The following is a 19,944-nucleotide window of genomic DNA, read 5'->3' as shown; positions in this document are numbered from 1 at the left end:
CCTGAAAGAGCGTCAAGTTTAGAGCCTGCGCGGCGGTCGCGGGCGTGGCGCCCGAGACACAGAAGCGTAACGCCCCGGCGGGCCCGCCCTGGGCACGGTAAAATACCGCTTTGCAGATCTTTCATCGGGAAGCCATGGCCGGACATAGTAAATGGGCCAATATCCAGCACCGCAAAGGCCGCCAAGACGCCAAGCGGGGCAAGCTCTGGACCAAAATCATTCGCGAGATCACCGTCGCGGCGCGAGCCGGCGGCGCGGATCCGGATAGCAATCCGCGCCTGCGCCTGGCCTGGGACAAGGCCACGGACGCCAACATGCCCAAGGACAACATCCAGCGCGCCATCCAGCGTGGCGCGGGCGGCGCCGACGGCGACAACTACGAAGAAGTGCGCTACGAAGGCTATGGTGTGGGCGGCGCGGCGGTCATCGTCGATTGCATGACCGACAACCGCACCCGCACGGTGGCCGAAGTGCGCCACGCCTTCACCAAGAACGGCGGCAACCTGGGCCAGGAAGGTTCGGTGGCCTTCATGTTCAAGCATTGCGGCCAGTTCCTGTTCGCCCCCGGCAGCTCCGAGGACAAGGTCATGGAAGTGGCCCTGGAAGCCGGCGCCGAAGATGTCGTGACCGACGACGAAGGCGGCATCGAGGTCATCTGCGCGCCGGCCGATTTCGCCGCGGTGCGCCAGGCCTTCGACGCCGCCGGCCTGAAGGCCGAGGTCGACGGCATCATCATGAAGGCGCTGAACGAAACCGAACTGACCGGCGACGACGCCATCAAGATGCAGAAATTGCTCGACGCCCTCGAAGGCCTGGACGACGTGCAAGAGGTCTACACCAACGTCGTCTTCGACGAAGCGCAGTAACGAGAGAAGTCCGTCCCGGCCTGGCCGGGTCGGGCTTTTTTATCCCGACGGGACCGGCTGGCTCCCGCGCCCTCGCCGGGCGGCAACACCTTTCAGATTCACCGCAACATGAAACTCCTGGTAATCGGCTCGGGCGGCCGCGAACATGCCCTTGCATGGCGTCTGGCCCGCTCGCCGCGCGTGCATAAGGTCTATGTGGCACCGGGCAACGGCGGCACGCAGACGGGCGACCTGCTCGAGAACATCCCGCTCACCAATGCCGAGGAACTCGCCGACTTCGTCCAGCGCGAGGGCGTGTCGCTGACCGTGGTCGGCCCCGAGGCCCCCCTGGCCGCCGGCGTGGTGGACGTCTTCCGCGCCCGCGGCCTGAAGATCTTCGGCCCCACCAAGGCCGCCGCCCAGCTGGAGAGCTCCAAGGACTTCGCCAAGGCCTTCATGGTGCGCCACAACATCCCGACGGCGCGCTACCAGACCTTCACCGACCCGGTCCAGGCCCATGCCTATGTCGACCAGGAAGGCGCTCCCATCGTCATCAAGGCCGACGGCCTGGCCGCCGGCAAGGGCGTGGTGGTCGCCGCCACCCTCGAGGAGGCTCATGCCGCCATCGACGCCATGCTGGGCGATGGCTCGCTGGGCCACGCCGGCGCGCGCGTGGTGATCGAAGAATGCCTGGTCGGCGAAGAAGCCAGCTTCATCGTCATGGTCGACGGCCGCAACGTGCTGGCGCTGGCCACCAGCCAGGACCACAAACGCCTGCAGGACGGCGACCAGGGCCCCAACACGGGCGGCATGGGCGCCTATTCGCCCGCCCCCATCGTCACGCCCGAGCTGCACCACCGCATCATGCGCGAAATCATCCTGCCCACGGTGCAGGGCATGGCGCGCGACGGCATTCCGTACACCGGCTTCCTCTACGCCGGGCTGATGATCGCCCCGGGCGAGGACCCCGACCGCCCCATCAAGACGCTGGAATTCAACTGTCGCATGGGCGACCCCGAAACCCAGCCCATCATGATGCGCGTCAAGAGCGATCTGCTCGACGCCCTGGAGCATGCCGTGGACGGCACGCTGGACCAGGCCGACATCACCTGGGACCGGCGCACCGCGCTGGGCGTGGTGCTGGCTTCGCACAACTATCCCGGCACGCCGCGCACGGGCGACGTGATCAACGGCCTGCCCGCCGAAGCCGATGACTGCATGGTCTTCCATGCCGCCACCGCCCGCGACGGCGACCAGGTCAAGACCACGGGCGGCCGGGTGCTGTGCGTCACCGCGCTGGGCGATTCGGTGCGCATCGCGCGCGAACGGGCCTACGAAACCGTCGACGCCATCCATTTCGACGGCCGCCAGTACCGCAGCGACATCGGCTGGCGCGCCCTGAAGCCTTCCCAGCAAAAGGCCAAGGCCTGATCCGCGCATGACCGTCGACACTTCCGCCGTCAAGCAATACCTCCTCGGCCTGCAGGACCGCATCGTCACGGCCCTGGAGGCCGCCGGCGGCGAGTCCTTCCGCAGCGACAGCTGGCAACGCCCCGAGGGCGGCGGCGGCCTGTCGCGCCTGATCGAAGGCGGCCAGCTGCTCGAGCGCGGCGGCGTGCTCTTTAGCCATGTCACCGGTTCGCGCCTGCCGCCCTCGGCCAGCGCGCACCGTCCCGAACTGGCCGGCCGCTCCTGGGAAGCCATGGGCGTGTCCATGGTCCTGCACCCGCGCAACCCCTATGTGCCGACCACGCACATGAACGTGCGCATGTTCGTGGCCCAGGCCCGTCCCGGCCACGACGAACAGGATGTGTTCTGGTTCGGCGGCGGGCTGGACCTCACCCCCTATTACGCCTTCGAGGAAGACGCCCGCCACTTCCATGCCGCCTGCCGCGACGCCCTGGCCCCGCACGGCCCGGATTACTATCCGCGTTACAAGCGCTGGTGCGACGAGTATTTCTATCTGAAGCACCGCCAGGAAACCCGCGGCGTGGGCGGCATCTTCTTCGACGACTTGAACGAACCCGGCTTCGAGGCCAGCTTCGCCTTGATGCGCTCGGTGGGCGACAGCTTCCTGGGCGCCTACCTGCCCATCGTCGAGCGGCGCCGCGCGCTGCTCTACGGCGAGCGCGAGCGCGGCTTCCAGGCCTATCGCCGGGGCCGCTATGTGGAGTTCAACCTGGTCTTTGACCGGGGCACGCTCTTCGGCCTGCAATCGGGCGGGCGCACCGAGTCCATCCTGCTGTCCATGCCGCCGGTGGCGCACTGGCGCTATGACTGGCACCCCGAGCCCGGCACGCCCGAGGCCGGGCTGGCGGCTTTTCTCACCCCGCGGGACTGGGTGTGAAGCAGATCGGCCTCCTGGGGGGCAGTTTCGACCCCATCCATCTGGCGCACCTGGCGCTGGCGCAAAGCGCACTGGCCCATCTGGGCCTGGACGAGGTGCAATTCGTGCCCGCGGCCAATCCCTGGCAGCGCGCCCCCCTGACCGCCAGCCCCGCCGACCGCCTGGCCATGATACGGGCCGCCATTGCCGGCCATGCCGGCCTGACCGTCAACGCCAGCGAGATCGAACGCGGCGGCGCAACCTATACGGTCGATACTGTACGCGCCCTGCCAGCTGGCGCCCATTACACGTGGATATTGGGGGCCGACCAGCTGGCCAATTTCTGCACCTGGCGCGACTGGCAGGATATCGCCCGCCGCGTGGACCTGGCCGTGGCCACCCGGCCCGGCACCCCGCTGCGGGCGCCCGCCCCGCTGGCGGCCCTGCTGGCGCAAACCGGCAGGCAGTTGCGCGAACTGCCTTTCACGCCCATGGCGGTATCGGCTTCCGACATCCGCCAGCGCCTGGCCCGCGGCCTGCCCACGACGGACCTGCTGCCCGCAAGCGTGTCCCGCTATATCACCGAACGCGGCCTTTACCTGGCCGCCTGACCTGCGGCCTTTCTTTTCACCCTCGCGGGTTATTATTTCAGCCATGGATATTCAAAAACTACAACGCGCCGTCATCGACGCCCTGGAAGACGTCAAGGCCCAGGACATCAAGGTGTACAACACCACCCACCTGACCAGCCTGTTCGACCGCGTCGTCATCGCCAGCGCGACGTCCTACCGCCAGACCCGCGCGCTGGCCTCCAGCGTGGCCGACCGCGGCCGCGCGCTCAACCTGACCGGCATCACCGTCGAAGGCGAGGACACCGGCGAATGGGTCGTCGTCGACCTCGGCGACATCGTCGTCCACCTCATGCAGCCCGCCATCCGCCAGTACTACAACCTGGAAGAGATCTGGGGCGGCAAGCCTGTGCGCGTCAAGCTGTTGCCGGAGTCCACCCGCGCGGCCCCGGGCGGCTATAGCGCCGCCGACAGCGACGACGAACCGGCATGAAACTGATCGTCGCCGCGGTCGGGACCCGTATGCCAGACTGGGTCCAGACCGCCTGGGACGACTACGCCAAGCGCCTGCCGGCCGATTGCGCGCTGGAGCTGCGCGAAATCAAGCCCGAGCCCCGCAACAGCGGCAAGACGCCCGCGCAGATGATGGCCGCCGAAGCGCGCCGCATCGAGACGGCCCTGCCCCCGGGCACGCTGCGCATCGCGCTGGATGAGCGCGGCCGCGACCTGACCACCATGGCGCTGTCGCAGCAGCTTGAAAAATGGCGCGGCGGCGGCCGCGACGTGGCTTTCCTGGTGGGCGGCCCGGACGGTCTGGACGCCGGGCTCAAGGCTTCCTGTGACGGCCTGGTCCGGCTATCCTCGCTGACCCTGCCGCATCCCATGGTGCGCGTACTGCTGGCCGAGCAGCTCTACCGCGCCTGGGCCATCATGACCCACCATCCCTATCACCGCGCCTGAGTGTCCATGGATCGCCCTGCCCGCCTCTATCTCGCCTCGGCCAGCCCGCGCCGCCAAGAATTGCTCGCCCAGATCGGCCTCGAACACACCGTGCTGCGCGTCCCGGCGCCGGCCGGCGAAGACGAACCGCAACTCGCCGGCGAGGCCCCCGCCGACTATGTGCGCCGCACGGCCCGCGAAAAAGCCCAGCGCGGCCTGGCCTGGATGCAGGATCAGGGTCTGCCGGCGCTGCCGCTGCTGGCCGCCGACACCACGGTCATTCTCCATGGCCAGGTGCTGGGCAAGCCGGCGGACCGGCAGGACGCCCTGCGCATACTGGCCCGCCTGTCCGGCTCCACCCACGAAGTCCACACCGCCGTGGTCGTGGCCCAGGGCGACGATCTCCACGAGGCGGTGTCCATCACCCAGGTCAGCATGCGCGAATTGACGCCCGCCGAACGCGAGCGCTATTGCGACAGCGGCGAGCCCTACGGCAAGGCCGGCGCCTATGGCATCCAGGGCCTGGCCGGCAGCTTCATCCGCCATATCAGCGGCAGCTATACCGGCGTGATGGGCCTGCCGCTGTTCGAGACGGCGGAGCTGCTGCGCCGCGCGGGCATCGCGCTGCCCTGAGGCAGCGCAAAAAAAAACCGGGCCATGGCCCGGTTTCCGCGCGGACTCAGCCGGCATGCTTGGCTTCGTGCCCCGGCAAGGCCGCCGACGCAGGCGCCTCCGCGCCATTGAGCGCCGCATCCAGCGCATCGCGGTCCAGTTCGCCCTCCCAGCGCGCCACCACTACCGAAGCCGTGGCATTGCCCACCAGGTTGGTCAGCGCGCGGCACTCGGACATGAAACGGTCCACCCCGAGGATCAGCGCCATGCCGGCCACCGGCACGGTGGGCACCACGGACAAGGTGGCGGCCAGCGTGATAAAGCCCGCGCCCGTGACGCCGGCCGCGCCCTTGGAGCTGAGCATGGCCACCAGCAGCAGCAGGATCTGGTCGCCCAGCGACAGCGGAATATCGCAGGCCTGCGCGATGAACAACGCCGCCATCGTCATGTAGATATTGGTGCCGTCCAGATTGAAGGAATAGCCTGTCGGCACGACCAGCCCGACCACGGACTTCGAACATCCGGCGCGCTCCATTTTCTGCATCAGCGTGGGCAGCGCGGCCTCCGAGGAGCTCGTGCCCAGCACCAGCAAGAGCTCTTCGCGGATATAGCGCACCAGCTTGAGAATGGAAAAACCGTTGTAGCGCGCCACTAGGCCCAGCACCACCACCACGAACAGCACCGACGTGGCGTAGAACGTGCCCACCAGCATGGCCAGGTTGATGACCGACTTGATGCCGTACTTGCCTATGGTGAAGGCCATCGCGCCGAACGCGCCGATGGGCGCGGCCTTCATGAGGATGGCGACCAGCTTGAACACCGGCTGGGCCAGCGCGGTGAGGAAATCCGTCACCGGCTTGGCGCGCGGGCCGACGACGGCCAGCGCGATGCCGAACAGCACCGCCACGAACAGCACCTGCAGGATATCGCCCGACACAAAGGGGCTGAAGATGGTGTTCGGAATGACGTTGAGCAGAAAGCCCGTGATGGTCGAATCATGTGCCTTGGTCACATAGTCGGCGACCGACTTGTGATCCAGCGTGGCCGGGTCGATGTGCAGGCCGGCGCCCGGCTGCACGATATGGCTCACCAGCATGCCCACGATCAGGGCCAGCGTGGAAAAGACCAGGAAGTACAGCATGGACTTGCCCGCCACCCGGCCGACCTTCTTCAGGTCGCTCATGGCGGCAATGCCCGTGGTCACCGTCAGGAAGATCACCGGCGCGATGATCATCTTGACCAGTTTGATGAAGCCATCGCCCAGCGGCTTCATGGCCTCGCCCAGATCCGGCTTGAAATAGCCCAGGAGGATGCCCACCACGATGGCAAACAGCACTTGCACATACAGGATTTGATAGAACTTCAGCTTGCGCGCGGGCGTGCCGGCGTTTTGATCAACGTCGATCATCGGGATTGTCCCCACCAGTTTCCGCGAAGCTTATTGCGATGCACCATAATTCGACGCGGTTGTTTTTGACATGGTTCGGCCGCGCGCCATGCGCGGCCCTATCGTGTTTATCTGCAAGTTCCATGCCAACCTCGGCCCGGCGCAAGTCCGCCCCAAGCGATTGATCTGACATCATTTTTTGATGCACCCCGGAAAAAGCGTATCAACACCTGGCGGGCAATCGCACAAAGCCGGAGTAGAATGTGCGGAATCCCGCACACTTTCGCAACGTGAAAGCCTCTCCCCCTCCCTCGCCGCCCACGCGCCTCGGCCCCTCGAATGTTGCGGCGCAGCGGGGTCCGCGCTGGTCCGGCGCGGCGGCCGGGATGCTGGCCGCGCTGGCGCTCATGGTGCTGGTCCTGCTGCTGGCCACCCAATGGGCCGAAAGCCGCGCCTTGCACGAAGTCGCCGCGCGCGCCGACGCCACGGCGCAGCTCAATACCGTGGCGCTGCGCAGCAGCCTGGAGAAGTTCCGCGCCGTCCCCGAGGTGCTGGCGCGCGACCCGGAAGTGCGCAATGTGCTGTCGGTGCGCGGCGATGCGGCCATCGAGGCCTTGGACGACAAGCTCGCCGACCTGAGTCGCGGCGTGGGCGCCTCGGCCATCTATCTGCTCGACGTCCAGGGCGTGGCCATCGCCGCGAGCAACTGGCGCGAACCCGCCACCTTCGTGGGCGTGGACTATCACTTCCGCCCCTACTTCACGCAGGCCATGGGCGAGGGACAGGCCGAGTACTTCGCGCTGGGCACGGTCAGCCACGAGGCGGGGCTTTATCTGTCGCGCCGCATCGACGGCGGTGACGGCCGGCCGCTGGGCGTGATCGTCCTGAAAATGGATTTCCAGCAACAGGAATCCGACTGGCGGGCGCTGCCCGATCCCCTTTTCGTCACCGACGAACAGGGCGTGGTGCTGATCGGCAATGTGCCGCAATGGCAATTCCGCTCCATGGCGCCCCTGCCCCCCGCCCTGGCCGAGCGGCTGCGCGAGAGCCTGCAATTCGGCCAGGCGGCCGTCGCCGAGCTGCCGCTGTCGCCCGGCCTGCCCGATGCCGGGGCCCACGCGCTTACGCGCAATACCGCCGCCACGCCGACACTGCCATCGGGCACCTTGCTCATGCACAGCGCCCTGCCGGTGCCGGCCTCCCCCAACTGGACGCTGCACATCCTGGTGCCGGTGCAGGCCGCCGTGCGGCGCGCGGTGTCCAATATCCAGCTGACCGTGCTCCTGGTCATGGCCGCCGTCTACGCCGGCGGCGGCTTCATGTATTACCGCCGCCGCCTGCTGCGCGAGCGCGCGCGGGCCCAGGTCCTCGCCAAGACCCGGCTGGAAAGGCAGGTGCGCGTGCGCACGCGCCAGCTGCGCCAGAGCAACGAGCAATTGCTGGCCCAGATCGACGAGCGCCAGCGCGCCGAAACCCGCCTGCACCAGATGCAGGACGAACTGGTCCAGGCCAACAAACTGGCCTTGCTGGGCCAGGTCGCCGCGGGCGTGGCCCACGAGATCAACCAGCCCCTGTCCGCCATACGCGCTTATGCCGACAACGCCGAGGCCTTCCTGCATCGCGGCGACACGCAAGACACCCGCGACAATCTGCGCGCCATTGCGCGCCTGACCGAAAGAATTGGCGGCATCACGGGCGAGCTGCGGGCTTTCTCGCGCAAGGCCACCGCCCATGTCGCCGCCTTGCCGCTGCGCGAGGCCATCGACGGCGCCCTGCTTCTCATGGGCCCGCGCCTGCGCCGCCAAGAGGCCGCACTCGACTACACGCCCCCGCCGCCCGGCCTGCGCGTCTGGGCCGACCGCATGCGCCTGGAGCAGGTGCTGGTCAACCTGCTGCAGAACGCGCTGGACGCGGCCGGGCAGGCCCCGCGCCTGGCCTTGCGCATCCAGGCCGACGACCAGGCCGTCAGCCTCAGCCTGGCCGACAACGGCCCCGGGATCGCGCCGCAGGTGCTGGAGAAACTTTTCACGCCGTTCCAGACCACCAAGCCCGAAGGGCTGGGCCTGGGCCTGGTGATCTGCCGCGACATCCTGACCGAATGCGGCGGCACCCTGACCGCAAGCAATGGCGAGCACGGCGGCGCGGTCTTTCTGATGCGCCTGCGCCGCGCGCCCGACAACACGGAATCCCCTGCATGAGCACGCTGCCTATCTCCCCCCCGGCCGGCGATCCTCCCCCCGAGGTCATTCTGGTCGATGACGACCCCGACGCGCTGCGCGCCGGCCTGCAAACGCTGCAGTTGCGCGGCATGCTGGCGCGCGGCTACGAATCAGCCCAGGCCGCGCTGGCCGATATCGACGCCGGCTTCGGCGGCGTGGTGGTCACCGATGTGCGCATGCCGGGCATGGACGGCATCGCGTTTTTCCGGCGGTTGCGCGACCTGGATCCGGACATCCCCGTCATCCTGGTCACCGGCCATGGCGACATCCCCATGGCCGTGCAGGCCATGCGCGACGGCGCCTATGACTTCCTGTCCAAGCCCTACCCCACCGACCTGCTGCTGGCCGCGATTGACCGCGCGGCCGAAAAGCGCCGCTTGGTGCTGGCCAACCGGCGGCTGCGAGAAGCCGCCGCGCAGGCCATGAATGAAGACATTCCCTTCATCGGCATCACACCGGCCATGCAGCGCATCAAGCAGACACTGCGCCACATCGCCGACGCCGACGTGGACGTGCTCATCGAGGGCGAAACCGGCACGGGCAAGGAAGTCGTGGCCACGGTGCTGCACCGGCTGTCGCGCCGGCGCGATCATCCCCTGGTGGCGATCAACTGCGGCGCGCTGCCCGAAACCGTCATCGAGTCGGAGCTCTTCGGGCACGAGCCGGGCGCCTTCACCGGCGCCCAGAAAAAACGCATCGGACGCATCGAATACGCCAGCGGCGGCACCCTGTTCCTGGACGAGATCGAAAGCATGCCGCTGGCCGTCCAGGTCAAGCTGCTACGGGTATTGGAGACCCGCCAGGTCACCCCGCTGGGCACCAACGAAGTCCGCAAGGTGGATCTGCGCGTCGTCGCGGCCACCAAGGCCGACCTGGGCGACCCGGCCATGCGCGACCGCTTCCGCGAAGACCTGTTCTATCGCCTGAACGTGGTCACCGTCCATCTGCCGCCCCTGCGCGAGCGGCGCGAGGACATCCCGCTGCTGTTCGCGCACTTCACCGGGCAGGCGGCGCGGCGCTTCCATTGCGAGGTGCCGCCCGTCACCGAGGCCATCCGCCATCACCTGGCCGAGCACAGCTGGCCAGGCAATATCCGCGAACTGGCCCACTTTGCCGAGCGCTTCGTCCTGGGCGTGCTCAATCCGCCGCCGGCCGCGGATCCCGCCGAGACCGGGCTCAGCCTGCCCCAGCGCATGGAGCGCTACGAAGCCGAGATCATCCGCCAGACCCTCGCCGCGCATCACGGAGAGGTCAAGGCCACGCTGGCTGCGCTCGGCCTGCCGCGCAAGACTTTCTACGACAAGCTGCAGCGTCACGGCATCGACCGCCAGGCCTATGCCGCGCCGGATTCAGGCGCCCAGTAGCTCGCAAAAGCGCGCCATGTCCACATTGCCGCCGCTGATGATCACCCCCACGCGCTTGCCCGCCAGCTGTTCGCGGGCCTGGCGCGCGGCGGCCAGCCCTAGGCAGCCCGTGGGCTCAGCCACCAGCTTCAGGAACTGCGCCAGATAACGCATCTCGGCCACCAGCTGGGCATCGCCGACGGTCACGATGTCGGTCACGTCGCGGCGGATGATCTCAAAGGTGTAATGGCCCAGGTGCTGGGTCTGCGCGCCGTCGGCAATGGTCTTGGGCGTCTCGATGTGCACGATCTTGCCCGAGCGCAGCGACTGCTGCCCATCGTTGCCGGCCTCGGGCTCCACGCCATAGACCTTGCAGGCCGGCGACAGCGCCTTGGCCGACAAGAGCGAACCCGACAGCAGGCCGCCGCCGCCCAGGCTCACGAACAGGGCATCCAGCTCGCCCACTTCCTCGAACAGCTCCTTGGCCGCCGTGCCCTGCCCGGCAATGACATCCGGGTGGTCATAGGGGGGAATCTGGGTCAAGCCCTGCTCTTCGGAAAACTTGCGGCTGATCGCCTCGCGGTCCTCGGTGTAGCGGTTGTAGAACACCACATTGCCGCCATAGCCGCGCGTGGCTGCGACTTTGGCGGCCGGCGCGTCCTCGGGCATGATGATGGTGGCCGGGATTCCCAGCAGCGAAGCCGACAGCGCCACGGCCTGGGCATGATTGCCCGAAGAAAAAGCCACCACTCCCGCGCGGCGCTGGGCCGGGTCCAGGCGCGACAGCGCATTGAAGCCGCCACGGAACTTGAAGGCCCCCATGCGCTGCAGGTTCTCGCACTTGATGAACAGCTCCAGGCCGAGCTCCTGGTTCAGGCGGCGCGACGTGACCACTGGCGTGCGGTGCGCATGGCCCTGCAGGCGTTCGGCGGCGGCGGCCACATCGGCATAGGTGGGAAGATTTTGCATGATCGAGGTCATCTGAAGTTTTGCAACCATTAACGGAAACCCGCCCCGGCGCCCGCCGGGGCGCGGCAATCATTTGGCGTCGCTATACACCGTCGCGCGCGACACGCCCAGATGCTGCGCCACGATTTCCATGGCGCGGCGCACATCCATATACCCCTCTTCCTTCAGTTCGCGCAGCAATTGGCGGCGCTCTTCCGGCTTGAGCGAGCGCGGCGTGCTGGCCAGCCGCGCGGCGAACTGGTCGATGCGGCCGCGCAAGGCTTGCGCACCGGGCGGATCCAGCGACTCCTGGGGCGCGGCGCCGTCATCGATGCTGCTGAACTGGCCCAGCATGCTCTGCATGCTGCGAAACAGCGTCAGGTCCACATTCAGGCATAGGGCGGCGACATAGTTGCCGTTGCTGTCCTTCAGGCCGATGGACGTGCTCTTGGCCTGGCGCCCGTCGGCGAACTGATTGGCATAGTTGGGCAGCACCTGGGGATAGTCCGGGTCCGCGATGCGGGCCAGCCCTAGTTCCGTGGTGGGATCGCCCACTTGCCGCCCGGACAGATTGTTGTGGATGGCCAGGATGGAATGCTGGGGATCGCGCAGATCATGCAGGACCACCTCGCAGAAGGGCGCGAAGGTCTGGCTCAGCCCGAGGGCAATGTGCTGGAGCTGGTCGAGCAGGGCCTGGTGCTCGACCGCGTGAGGCGTCTTGGACATAAAGAATATTTGTCCATTTTTAGACTTTTTGTCAAGCTTGCGCCCGGGCCGGGCGAGGCCGGCAGAAATCCAGCAACAGCGTCAAGCCCATGAAGGCCGCGCCCAGTTCGAAGATCAGCCGGTACTGCCCGCCCGTCTGGTTGAACAACGCCGAATAGCCATAGGCGCTGGCGGCCTGCAAAACCGCGAAAGCCGTGGTGGCGCGGCTCCAGACCGCGGTCTGCTGCGCCGCGCCCGGCAGCCAATGCTGGATGCGCGCCAGCACGGTGGGCGCGATCCCCGAAGGGAAAGTGCCCAGCACCAGCGTCAGTGCCGCCAGGGCCGTGTGATCCTGCAGCTGGGCCAGGGCCAGCATGGCCGCGGTCTGCGACAACAGCATCATGCGCAGGGTCGGCGTCGAACCGAAACGGTCGATCAGCATGCCGTACAGCGCCGGCCCCAGCACGGCCCCTACCCCATACAACACCCAGAAATACGCCGCTTCGCCGGCGCCCAGGCGCTGTCCGCGGGCGATGTAATCGACCAGGAATATCATGACCGGCACGAAGGCCGCCGCCATCAGGGCGTACTGGACATACAGCAGGCCCACCGCGGCATGGCCGGCCTGCGCCTGGCGGACGGGCGCGGCGGCCGCGCGGGTGGCGGCCGGCGGCCAGGCGCGCCAACTGGCCAGGGTCAACAGCCCTGTGAACGCCGCCAGCCCCAGCCAGGTCGCGCGCAGATCCCAGTGCATCAGCACCGGCACCAGCGTGCCCGACGCCACGATCCCCAGGCCCGCGCCGACAAAGATCATGCCGCTGGCCAGGCCGCGCCGGGCGGCGGGCACATGGGGCAGGAGCGTGGCAGCGATCAGCACCATGACCACGCCGCCCGCGATGCCGGAAACCAGCCGCCAGGCGAAAAACCAGCCCAGGGACAAGGGAAAGGCACAGCCCACGAAGGACAAGCTCACCAGGACCAGCATGAGCCGCAGGACATTGACGTCCGGCCAGCGCCTGGCCATGGCCCGCCCGCTGACCGCGCCCAGCAGATAGCCCGCCAGATTGGCCGCGCCCAGGTAGACAGCGTCGGCCGCCGAAAACCAGTGCGCCTCGATCAGGGCGGGAAGCAAAGGGGTGTAGACGAAACGTGCCAGACCGATGCTGATCAGGCTGGCACAGAACCCGGCAAACACCAGGCAGGCCGCGACACGCAGCTCGCGCGAGAAGGCAGGGAAAGACATAGAGACCGCCACAGGAAAGCGCCGAGGCACACCGGCATGTTTGACACTGTAGTCAAGTTTGACAGATGTGGCAAGAATGACGTCTAATGCCCCTACGGGGACATAGACAATAGGAGGACGCGATGGCAGGTGTGCGCCAATTCGATGAAGAGCGGATGCTGGAACAGGCCCTGGCCGTGTTCTGGCAGCATGGCTACTCGAACACCACCATGCAAGAGCTGGCCTCGGCGACCGGTGTGCAGCGCGGCTCGCTCTACAACGCCTACGGCGACAAGGAGACGCTGTTTCTGCGTGTCTTCGAGCGCTACCACCGCTACTGGGTCGAGTCGGCCCGCCGGGTGCTGGACGTCCCCGATGCGCGCGACGCCCTCGACGGCTTTCTCGATCTGCTCATCGACTCATTGACCAACGAGACGCCGGCCCGCAGCTGCATGTCGACCAAGACCGCCATGGGGCCGGATATCGAAGACCCCGTCATCCGGGGCGCGCTCAACCATCTGCTCGACGAACTGGAGGCCCTGTTTGCCCGGCGGCTGGCGGCGGCCTCCGGGCAACTGCGCCTGCCGCCGCACGACGCCGCGCGGCTTTTCATCACCGCCACGCGCGGCCTGGTCGTCATCGAGCGTCTCTACCAGGACAAAGTCCGGCTGCGCCAGACGGCCGACATCCTGCTGGACGCGCTCTTCGGTCCCGCGGACTAGGCCCACTCCTGCGCAAAGCGCTCGCAGAACGCCCGCATCCAGGCCAGACGCTCCTGGCCCATGCGGCGGCCCGCTTCCGTGCACATCGTCGCGGGCAGCCCGGCCAGCTTGATTTCGATGTGGTCCAGCGTATAGCGCCGGTCATCGGGCTCGCGGTGGCGGGCTAGCGGATCCTCGGGATGCGCCAGCGCGCGGCCCAGGGCCCCGCCGATGGAAAACATGCGCGCCAGGCCCACGGCGCCCAAGGCGTCGAGGCGGTCGGCGTCCTGGACGATACAGGCTTCGATGCTGCGCGGCGCGACCGCCGCGCTGTGGCTGTGGGCCACGATGGCATGCTCGACCGCCGCCAGGCGCCGCGCGTCCAGCCCCGCCGGCTGCAGCAGCGCGCGGGCCCGTTCGGCCGACAGGCGCGATGCCTGCGCGCGCCGGGGATCGTCCTTGGGCAGGTTCACCAAGTCATGCAGATAGCAGGCCGCCGCCACCACGACGCCATCGGCCTGCGGATAGGCCGACATCAGCGCGCGGGCGCTCGTCCAGACCCGGTCCAGATGGCTCAGATCGTGGGCGGGATCCGCCTGCATGGCTTCGCGCGCCATGGCGCGGGCCACGGCGGACCAATGCGCCACCGTCTCCTCTTGATTGTGCATACCTTGTCACCGCCTAGGATATGCCCGAATTATCGCGCAGAACTCGAGCCGGCTTCGGCAGGCACTCATGATCAACGCTTTTTCGCGGTTGTCGAGTATGCACGCCTGGAACGACGGTTACATCACTGAAGTCCCCTACACCCACGGCTACTACCGGGAGCTCAATCCCCTGTGGCTGAAGTTCGTCATGGCCCATGCCGGCTATGGCTTTCCGGACACCGGCCATGCCTGCGAACTCGGCTTCGGTCAGGGCGTGTCCATCAACATCCACGCCAGCGCGTCGGCCTGGCAATGGCATGGGACGGACTTCAACCCCGCCCAGGTGGGCTTTGCCCACACCCTGGCCAGGCAGGCTGGCCATGCAGCCTTGCTGCGCGACGACTCCTTCGAGGAATTCGCCGCACGTGGCGACCTGCCCGACTTCGACGTCATCGCGCTGCATGGGATCTGGTCCTGGATCCGCGACGAAAGCCGCCACGCCATCCTCGATCTCATCCGCCGTAAACTGAAAGTCGGCGGCGTGGTCTACATCAGCTACAACACCATGCCCGGGTGGGCGCCGATGATGCCGATCCGCCATCTGCTGGTCGAGCACGCCCGCCGCTCGGGCGGCCCCATGCGCGAGCGGGCGCAGCAAGCCTTGGACTTCTGCCACCGGCTGCTGGACAGCGAGCCGCTCTACCTGCGCCTCGCCCCGCAGATCAAGGAGCGCCTGGCCGCCCTGCGCGAGCATCCCGTAGAGTACTTGCTGCATGAGTACTTCAATCAGCGATGGGAGCCCCAGTCCTTCAGCGAATTTGCCGGCTGGATGGACAAGGCCAAACTCGACTATGCCTGCAGCGCCGATCCTTTCGACCAGGTCGAGGCCTTGCACACCACGGCCGAGCAACAGGCCGTGCTGGGCGAGCTTGGCGACCCCATCCTGCGCCAGGACGTCCGTGACCTCATGCTGGGCAGGAGCTTCCGCAAGGACTGCTGGATCAAGGGCGCCCGGCCGCTGACGGGGGCCGAACGTGACGACTTGATCGAAAGCCAGCGCGTCATCCTGTGCACGCCGCGTCCCAACATCTCCATGACCGTGCAAGGCGCCACGCGCGAAGCCACGATGAAAGACGAGATCAACCGCCCCTTGCTCGATCTGCTCGAGAGCCACGAACCGATCACCATAGGCGAGCTCCAATCGCGGTTGCTGCCCCGGGGCATCACCCAGGCCCAGGCCCGGGAAGCCATCCTGGTGCTGGCCGGCAGCGGCCACCTGCATCCCGTCCAGGACGGCGCCGAACAGGCGCGGACACAAGCGCGGGCCCTCAATCGCCATATCCTGGGCCAGGGCGGCGACATCCTGCAATACCTCGCCAGCCCCGTCACCGGCGGCGGCATCGCGGTGGACCAGGTCAACCGCCTGATGCTCACGGCGGCCGAGGCGAGCGATAAGCCCGAAGACTGGGTGGACTACGCCTGGCAGCGGCTCAACAGCAGCGGGCAGGTCCTCCTGAAAGACGGCCAGCCGTTGGCGGACGAGGCCGGCAACCTTGCCGAACTGCGTACCGTGGCCGAGGCTTTCCAGCACACCCGGCGGCCACTTCTGCGTGCCCTGGGCATCGTCTGACCCCGGGGTTTTCACTAATATGACGCCGCGGCGGACGCTCTACCCCAGCGCGGCCGCGGGTCACACACGCCCTGTTATCGCGCCGCAAACTCCACCATAAGCCACTGAAACAAAAGCAGTTTTTTAACTCCACCCGAACCCGGCCGGACCCTGGCGGGCGCGCTTTGCACCCACCCATAATTCCGGCGAATATGAAGAATAAATAAATAGAATTTTTCTTATATCCGAGGGTAGACGTATAAAGTCGGCGGCCATGCAGCAATCCCGCCGGCCTGTCTGCTTTCGAGAGAAGAAATGAAGGGGAATCCCCAAACGGCCGGTCACCAGCCGGTACGCGCATCCACTGCCGCTTTCGTCGGTACCATGATCGAATGGTACGACTTCTATATCTACGCCACCGCCGCCGCACTGGTCTTCGGTAAGCTGTTCTTCCCCTCCGTTGACGGCTTCTACGGCACGCTGGCCGCCTTCGGCACCTTTGCCGTGGGCTTCTTCGCCCGCCCCTTGGGCGGCGCCGTCTTCGGCCATATCGGCGACCGTATCGGCCGCAAGAAATCCCTGGTCATCACCCTGCTCATGATGGGCACGGTCACCGTGCTCATCGGCCTGCTGCCCACCTATGCCCAGATCGGCGTCTGGGCGCCCATTCTGCTGGTGCTGCTGCGCTTCATCCAGGGCATCGCCGTGGGCGGCGAATGGGGCGGCGCCGTGCTGATGGCCGGCGAACACTCCCCCGACCAGAACAAGCGCACCTTCTTCGCGTCCTTTGCCCAGCTGGGCAGCCCGGCCGGCCTCATCCTGTCCATGCTGATGTTCAAGCTCGTCACCTCCATGGATGACGCCGCCTTCATGAGTTGGGGCTGGCGCGTGCCTTTCCTGTTCAGCGCCGCGCTGCTGATCGTGGGCTTTGCCATCCGCCTGAGCGTGAAAGAATCGCCCGACTTCCTGGCCGAACAGGAAAAGAAAGCCAAGCAAAGCGCCAAGGCCGCCGCAGACAAGACCCCGCTCATGGAAGTACTGCGCGGCGCGCCCGGCCTGCTTGCGCTGGCCGTGGGCGCCAACGTGCTGGGCATTGCCGGCTTTTACTTCACCAACACCTTCATGCTGGCCTACACCACGCAATACGTCGGGCTGTCGCGCGCCGTCATCCTCGACTCGCTGCTGCTGGTGTCCATCATGCAGTTCTTCATCACCCCGCTATCGGCCTATATTGCCAGCCAGATCGGCAATCGCCGCTTCCTGTTGATCACCTCCTTCCTGTCCATCCTTACGCCCTACGTGATGTTCAACCTGGTGGACATGGGCTCGCGCACCTCGCTGACCCTGGGCGTGGGCACCGCCGTGCTCTTCATGGGCGCCTATTACGCCGTGATCGCCGGCTATGTCAGCGACAGCTTCCCGACCCGTATCCGCTACACCGGCATCTCCATGGCCTACCAGCTCTCCGGCGCCATCTTCGGCGGCCTGACGCCCATCCTGGGCACCATCCTGGCCCAGAAGTTCCAGGGCCACTGGTGGCCGCTCGCCCTGCTGTTCTCCGCCATCTCGCTGCTGTCGATGCTGTCGGTGGTCTTCCTTGCCAATCGCCGCCACGGCGGCGCCGTCTAAGCTGTTCTGGAACACGCCATGAAAGCCTTCTATCATCCCGACCAGAAACTGCACCATCCGCAAACCTATTTCTCGCGCGGCATGATGCGTACCCCGCAAGAAGTGCCGTCCCGCCTCGACGCGCTCGTCGAAGGCGTGCGCAAACTCAAGTTCGACGTCATCGAGCCCGCTGACGCCGGCGCCGGCGCCATCAGCGCCGTGCACTCGCTGGACTATCTGCGCTTCCTGCAAGAAGCCCACGCCCGCTGGAAACAACTGCCCGACGACTGGGGCAACGAAGTCGTCTCCAACGTCTTCGTGCGCGAACCCAACGCCCTGCGCGGCGTGCTGGCCCAGGCGGCCCGCTACCTGGCCGACGGCAGCTGCCCCGTGGGCCCCAACACCTGGCGCTCGGCCTACTGGGCCGCGCAGTGCGCCATCAGCGGCGCCCAGGCGCTGCTTGACGGCGACCGCCAGGCCTACGCCCTGTGCCGCCCGCCCGGCCACCACGCCCGCCGCGACGCGGCCGGCGGCTTCTGCTACCTGAACAACGCCGCCATCGCGGCCCAGATGCTCACCGGCAAGTACAAGCGCGTGGCCATCCTGGACACCGACATGCACCATGGCCAGGGCATCCAGGAGATCTTCTACGAGCGCAGCGACGTGCTCTACGTCTCCATCCATGGCGACCCCGAGAACTTCTACCCCGTCGTGGCCGGCTACGAAGACGAACGCGGCGCGGGCGAAGGCCTGGGCTACAACATCAACCTGCCCATGCCGCACGGCTCGCCCGAGGCCGTCTTCTTCGACCGCCTGGATCAGGCGCGCCGCGCCATCGAGCTCTTCCAGCCCGACGCGCTCGTGCTCTCGCTGGGTTTTGACGTCTTCGAAAAAGACCCGCAAGCCATGGTCGCGGTCAGCTCCGACGGCTTTGATCGCCTCGGCCAGGCCGTCGGCGCCTTCGGCCTGCCGACCTTGATTGTCCAGGAAGGCGGCTACTATATCGAAGGTCTCGAAAACAACGCCGAGCGCTTCTTCACCGGCCTGGCCCGCGCCTGACGCGCCCCGGCAAAGAAAAAGGCGGCCTCGGCCGCCTTTTTCTTTGCACATCCCTGCCCTATGTCCACCGCGCGCAAGACAAACACCTCCCCGCTGGCTCCCGAACGCATGGACTGGAACCTGCTGCGGACCTTTATGTTTGTCGTGCAAGAACGCGGCGTCAGCCGCGCGGCCACGGCCCTGCACCTGAGCCAACCCGCCGTCAGCCAGGCCCTCAAACGCCTGGAAACCGCCGTGGGCGGGCTGCTGCTCTACCGGCGCAACGGCGAATTCCGCCTCACCGGCCTGGGCGAAGAAATCTACCAGCTCGCGCGCGACATGTACGGCATGGTCGCCCGCATCGACGAAGCCGCGGCCCAGGAACAGGATGAAGTCGCCGGCCCTTTGCGCCTGCTGGTCATGAGCAAGATCCAGAGCGCCGCCTATGACGAATTCCTCTGCCAATTCCACCGCCGCTATCCCAAGGTCGAATTCGACGTCGACGTCATGCAAAGCGCCGCCATCCTTGACACCCTCAGCAAACGACTACCTGCCCTGGGACTGTGCCTGTGCCGCAAGGAAATCGATAACCTCGAGCGGCGCCTTTTCCTGCGGCACCGCTACGTACTGGTCTGCGGCCGCAACCACCCCCTCTTCTCGCGCCGCAACGTCCAGCTCGACGAACTGCGCGACCAGAGCTTTGTCTGCTTTGCCAGCGACCAGCTGGGCGACACCCTCTCGCCGCTGACCATCTTCCGCGACCAGGAAGGCTTTACCGGCCGCATCGTAGGCACCTCGGCCTACGTCGAAGAAATCCGCCGCATGGTGATCGCGGGCATGGGCCTGAGCTGCCTGCCCGAACACCTCATCGGCCAGGACGTCCTCGCGGGCGATCTCAAGCGCCTGCCTCCCGAACAGGCCATCGCCGAAATCGACGTCTTTCTCGCCTGGCACAAAGAACGCAAACTCAGCGCCGCCGAGCAGGCCTTTGTCCTCGCCTTCGAACGCTTCTTGGACCGCACACCACTGGAAATGCGGGCAGGCTGACGGAGGAGACAGCGGCCTTGCCGCCGGCGGCAGCACTGTCGTTGTGCGGTCGCCGTCGTCGTCACCCCGTTGATAACTGCCCCCGCCCAAGAGGTCATGGGGGGAGGGAGGCGGGGGTTTTGTAGGGGTGGGGATTGGCGCGCGCGGTTGTCCGTTGGGGTTGGCCGTGGCGGGGGGAT

19 protein-coding genes are annotated in these 19,944 nt (G+C 67.0%); 14 read left to right on the top strand and 5 right to left on the bottom strand.

Annotated features, from left to right (window positions below):
• Window positions 1–134 precede the first annotated feature (134 nt).
• From AXA74_RS01500 to AXA74_RS01470, 7 genes are all read left to right on the top strand, one after another.
• Window positions 135–866 (top strand): YebC/PmpR family DNA-binding transcriptional regulator, encoded by a 732-nt coding sequence (locus AXA74_RS01500; protein WP_029579728.1) that lies wholly within the window; start codon window positions 135–137, stop codon window positions 864–866.
• 108 nt (window positions 867–974) lie between these two features.
• Window positions 975–2,276: a phosphoribosylamine--glycine ligase gene (purD, locus tag AXA74_RS01495; RefSeq protein ID WP_029579729.1), complete on the top strand. Its 1,302-nt coding sequence runs from the start codon at window positions 975–977 to the stop codon at window positions 2,274–2,276.
• 7 nt (window positions 2,277–2,283) lie between these two features.
• The gene (gene hemF / locus AXA74_RS01490; protein ID WP_029579730.1) at window positions 2,284–3,192 is read left to right on the top strand and encodes an oxygen-dependent coproporphyrinogen oxidase; all 909 of its coding nucleotides are present in this window, start codon (window positions 2,284–2,286) and stop codon (window positions 3,190–3,192) included.
• Complete coding sequence (nadD, locus tag AXA74_RS01485) at window positions 3,189–3,782, top strand: nicotinate-nucleotide adenylyltransferase (protein ID WP_029579731.1); 594 nt, start codon at window positions 3,189–3,191, stop codon at window positions 3,780–3,782. The genes hemF and nadD overlap by 4 nt, the downstream gene beginning before the upstream one ends.
• Window positions 3,783–3,825: 43 nt before the next feature.
• A complete protein-coding gene (rsfS, locus tag AXA74_RS01480) occupies window positions 3,826–4,233 on the top strand; it encodes a ribosome silencing factor (RefSeq protein ID WP_032977603.1) in 408 nt (135 codons plus the stop codon).
• Window positions 4,230–4,700 carry a 23S rRNA (pseudouridine(1915)-N(3))-methyltransferase RlmH gene (rlmH, locus tag AXA74_RS01475; RefSeq protein ID WP_029579733.1) on the top strand — a complete coding sequence of 157 codons (471 nt, stop codon included), beginning with the start codon at window positions 4,230–4,232 and terminating at the stop codon, window positions 4,698–4,700. The genes rsfS and rlmH overlap by 4 nt, the downstream gene beginning before the upstream one ends.
• A 6-nt stretch (window positions 4,701–4,706) precedes the next feature.
• Window positions 4,707–5,312: a Maf family protein gene (locus AXA74_RS01470; RefSeq protein WP_029579734.1), complete on the top strand. Its 606-nt coding sequence runs from the start codon at window positions 4,707–4,709 to the stop codon at window positions 5,310–5,312.
• A gap of 46 nt (window positions 5,313–5,358) precedes the next feature.
• Here the strand turns inward: AXA74_RS01470 and AXA74_RS01465 are convergent, their stop codons facing one another.
• Entirely contained in the window at window positions 5,359–6,699 is a 1,341-nt protein-coding gene (locus AXA74_RS01465) for a dicarboxylate/amino acid:cation symporter (RefSeq protein WP_029579735.1), read from the bottom strand.
• Window positions 6,700–7,064: 365 nt separating this feature from the next.
• Between AXA74_RS01465 and AXA74_RS01460 the strand changes: the two genes are divergently transcribed.
• On the top strand, window positions 7,065–8,876 hold the full coding sequence (locus AXA74_RS01460; RefSeq protein WP_226835231.1) for a sensor histidine kinase: 1,812 nt from the start codon (window positions 7,065–7,067) through the stop codon (window positions 8,874–8,876).
• On the top strand, window positions 8,873–10,261 hold the full coding sequence (locus tag AXA74_RS01455) for a sigma-54-dependent transcriptional regulator (RefSeq protein ID WP_032957447.1): 1,389 nt from the start codon (window positions 8,873–8,875) through the stop codon (window positions 10,259–10,261). The genes AXA74_RS01460 and AXA74_RS01455 overlap by 4 nt, the downstream gene beginning before the upstream one ends.
• On the opposite strand, the gene AXA74_RS01450 is transcribed toward AXA74_RS01455, so the two are convergent.
• From AXA74_RS01450 to AXA74_RS01440, 3 genes are all read right to left on the bottom strand, one after another.
• Window positions 10,247–11,209, bottom strand: a complete 963-nt coding sequence (locus AXA74_RS01450; protein WP_029579738.1) for a threo-3-hydroxy-L-aspartate ammonia-lyase — start codon at window positions 11,207–11,209, stop codon at window positions 10,247–10,249. The two genes, AXA74_RS01455 and AXA74_RS01450, sit on opposite strands and share 15 nt — an antisense overlap.
• A gap of 69 nt (window positions 11,210–11,278) precedes the next feature.
• Window positions 11,279–11,914, bottom strand: a complete 636-nt coding sequence (locus AXA74_RS01445) for a helix-turn-helix transcriptional regulator (protein ID WP_032977599.1) — start codon at window positions 11,912–11,914, stop codon at window positions 11,279–11,281.
• A gap of 31 nt (window positions 11,915–11,945) precedes the next feature.
• Complete coding sequence (locus AXA74_RS01440) at window positions 11,946–13,136, bottom strand: YbfB/YjiJ family MFS transporter (RefSeq protein ID WP_029579740.1); 1,191 nt, start codon at window positions 13,134–13,136, stop codon at window positions 11,946–11,948.
• Window positions 13,137–13,258: 122 nt separating this feature from the next.
• Between AXA74_RS01440 and AXA74_RS01435 the strand changes: the two genes are divergently transcribed.
• Complete coding sequence (locus AXA74_RS01435) at window positions 13,259–13,837, top strand: TetR/AcrR family transcriptional regulator (RefSeq protein WP_032977596.1); 579 nt, start codon at window positions 13,259–13,261, stop codon at window positions 13,835–13,837.
• Here the strand turns inward: AXA74_RS01435 and AXA74_RS01430 are convergent.
• Window positions 13,834–14,484: an HD domain-containing protein gene (locus AXA74_RS01430; RefSeq protein ID WP_029579742.1), complete on the bottom strand. Its 651-nt coding sequence runs from the start codon at window positions 14,482–14,484 to the stop codon at window positions 13,834–13,836. The two genes, AXA74_RS01435 and AXA74_RS01430, sit on opposite strands and share 4 nt — an antisense overlap.
• A 67-nt stretch (window positions 14,485–14,551) precedes the next feature.
• Here AXA74_RS01430 and AXA74_RS01425 point away from each other — a divergent pair, with 67 nt between their 5' ends.
• The 4 genes from AXA74_RS01425 to AXA74_RS01410 all read left to right on the top strand — a co-directional run bounded on the left by AXA74_RS01425 (window position 14,552) and on the right by AXA74_RS01410 (window position 19,765).
• Window positions 14,552–16,093 (top strand): methyltransferase regulatory domain-containing protein, encoded by a 1,542-nt coding sequence (locus AXA74_RS01425; RefSeq protein ID WP_032977593.1) that lies wholly within the window; start codon window positions 14,552–14,554, stop codon window positions 16,091–16,093.
• 294 nt (window positions 16,094–16,387) lie between these two features.
• Complete coding sequence (locus AXA74_RS01420; protein WP_029579744.1) at window positions 16,388–17,701, top strand: MFS transporter; 1,314 nt, start codon at window positions 16,388–16,390, stop codon at window positions 17,699–17,701.
• An 18-nt stretch (window positions 17,702–17,719) separates the two neighbouring features.
• Window positions 17,720–18,739, top strand: a complete 1,020-nt coding sequence (locus tag AXA74_RS01415) for a histone deacetylase family protein (protein WP_029579745.1) — start codon at window positions 17,720–17,722, stop codon at window positions 18,737–18,739.
• Between the two features lie 60 nt (window positions 18,740–18,799).
• Complete coding sequence (locus AXA74_RS01410; RefSeq protein WP_029579746.1) at window positions 18,800–19,765, top strand: LysR family transcriptional regulator; 966 nt, start codon at window positions 18,800–18,802, stop codon at window positions 19,763–19,765.
• Window positions 19,766–19,944 lie beyond the last annotated feature (179 nt).

Origin of the sequence: Bordetella hinzii LMG 13501, from assembly GCF_001548475.1 — a bacterium.
GTDB lineage: Bacteria > Pseudomonadota > Gammaproteobacteria > Burkholderiales > Burkholderiaceae_B > Bordetella > Bordetella hinzii.
The sequence above is the reverse complement of the archived record's forward strand: the minus strand, read 5'-3'. Positions and strand labels throughout refer to the sequence as shown.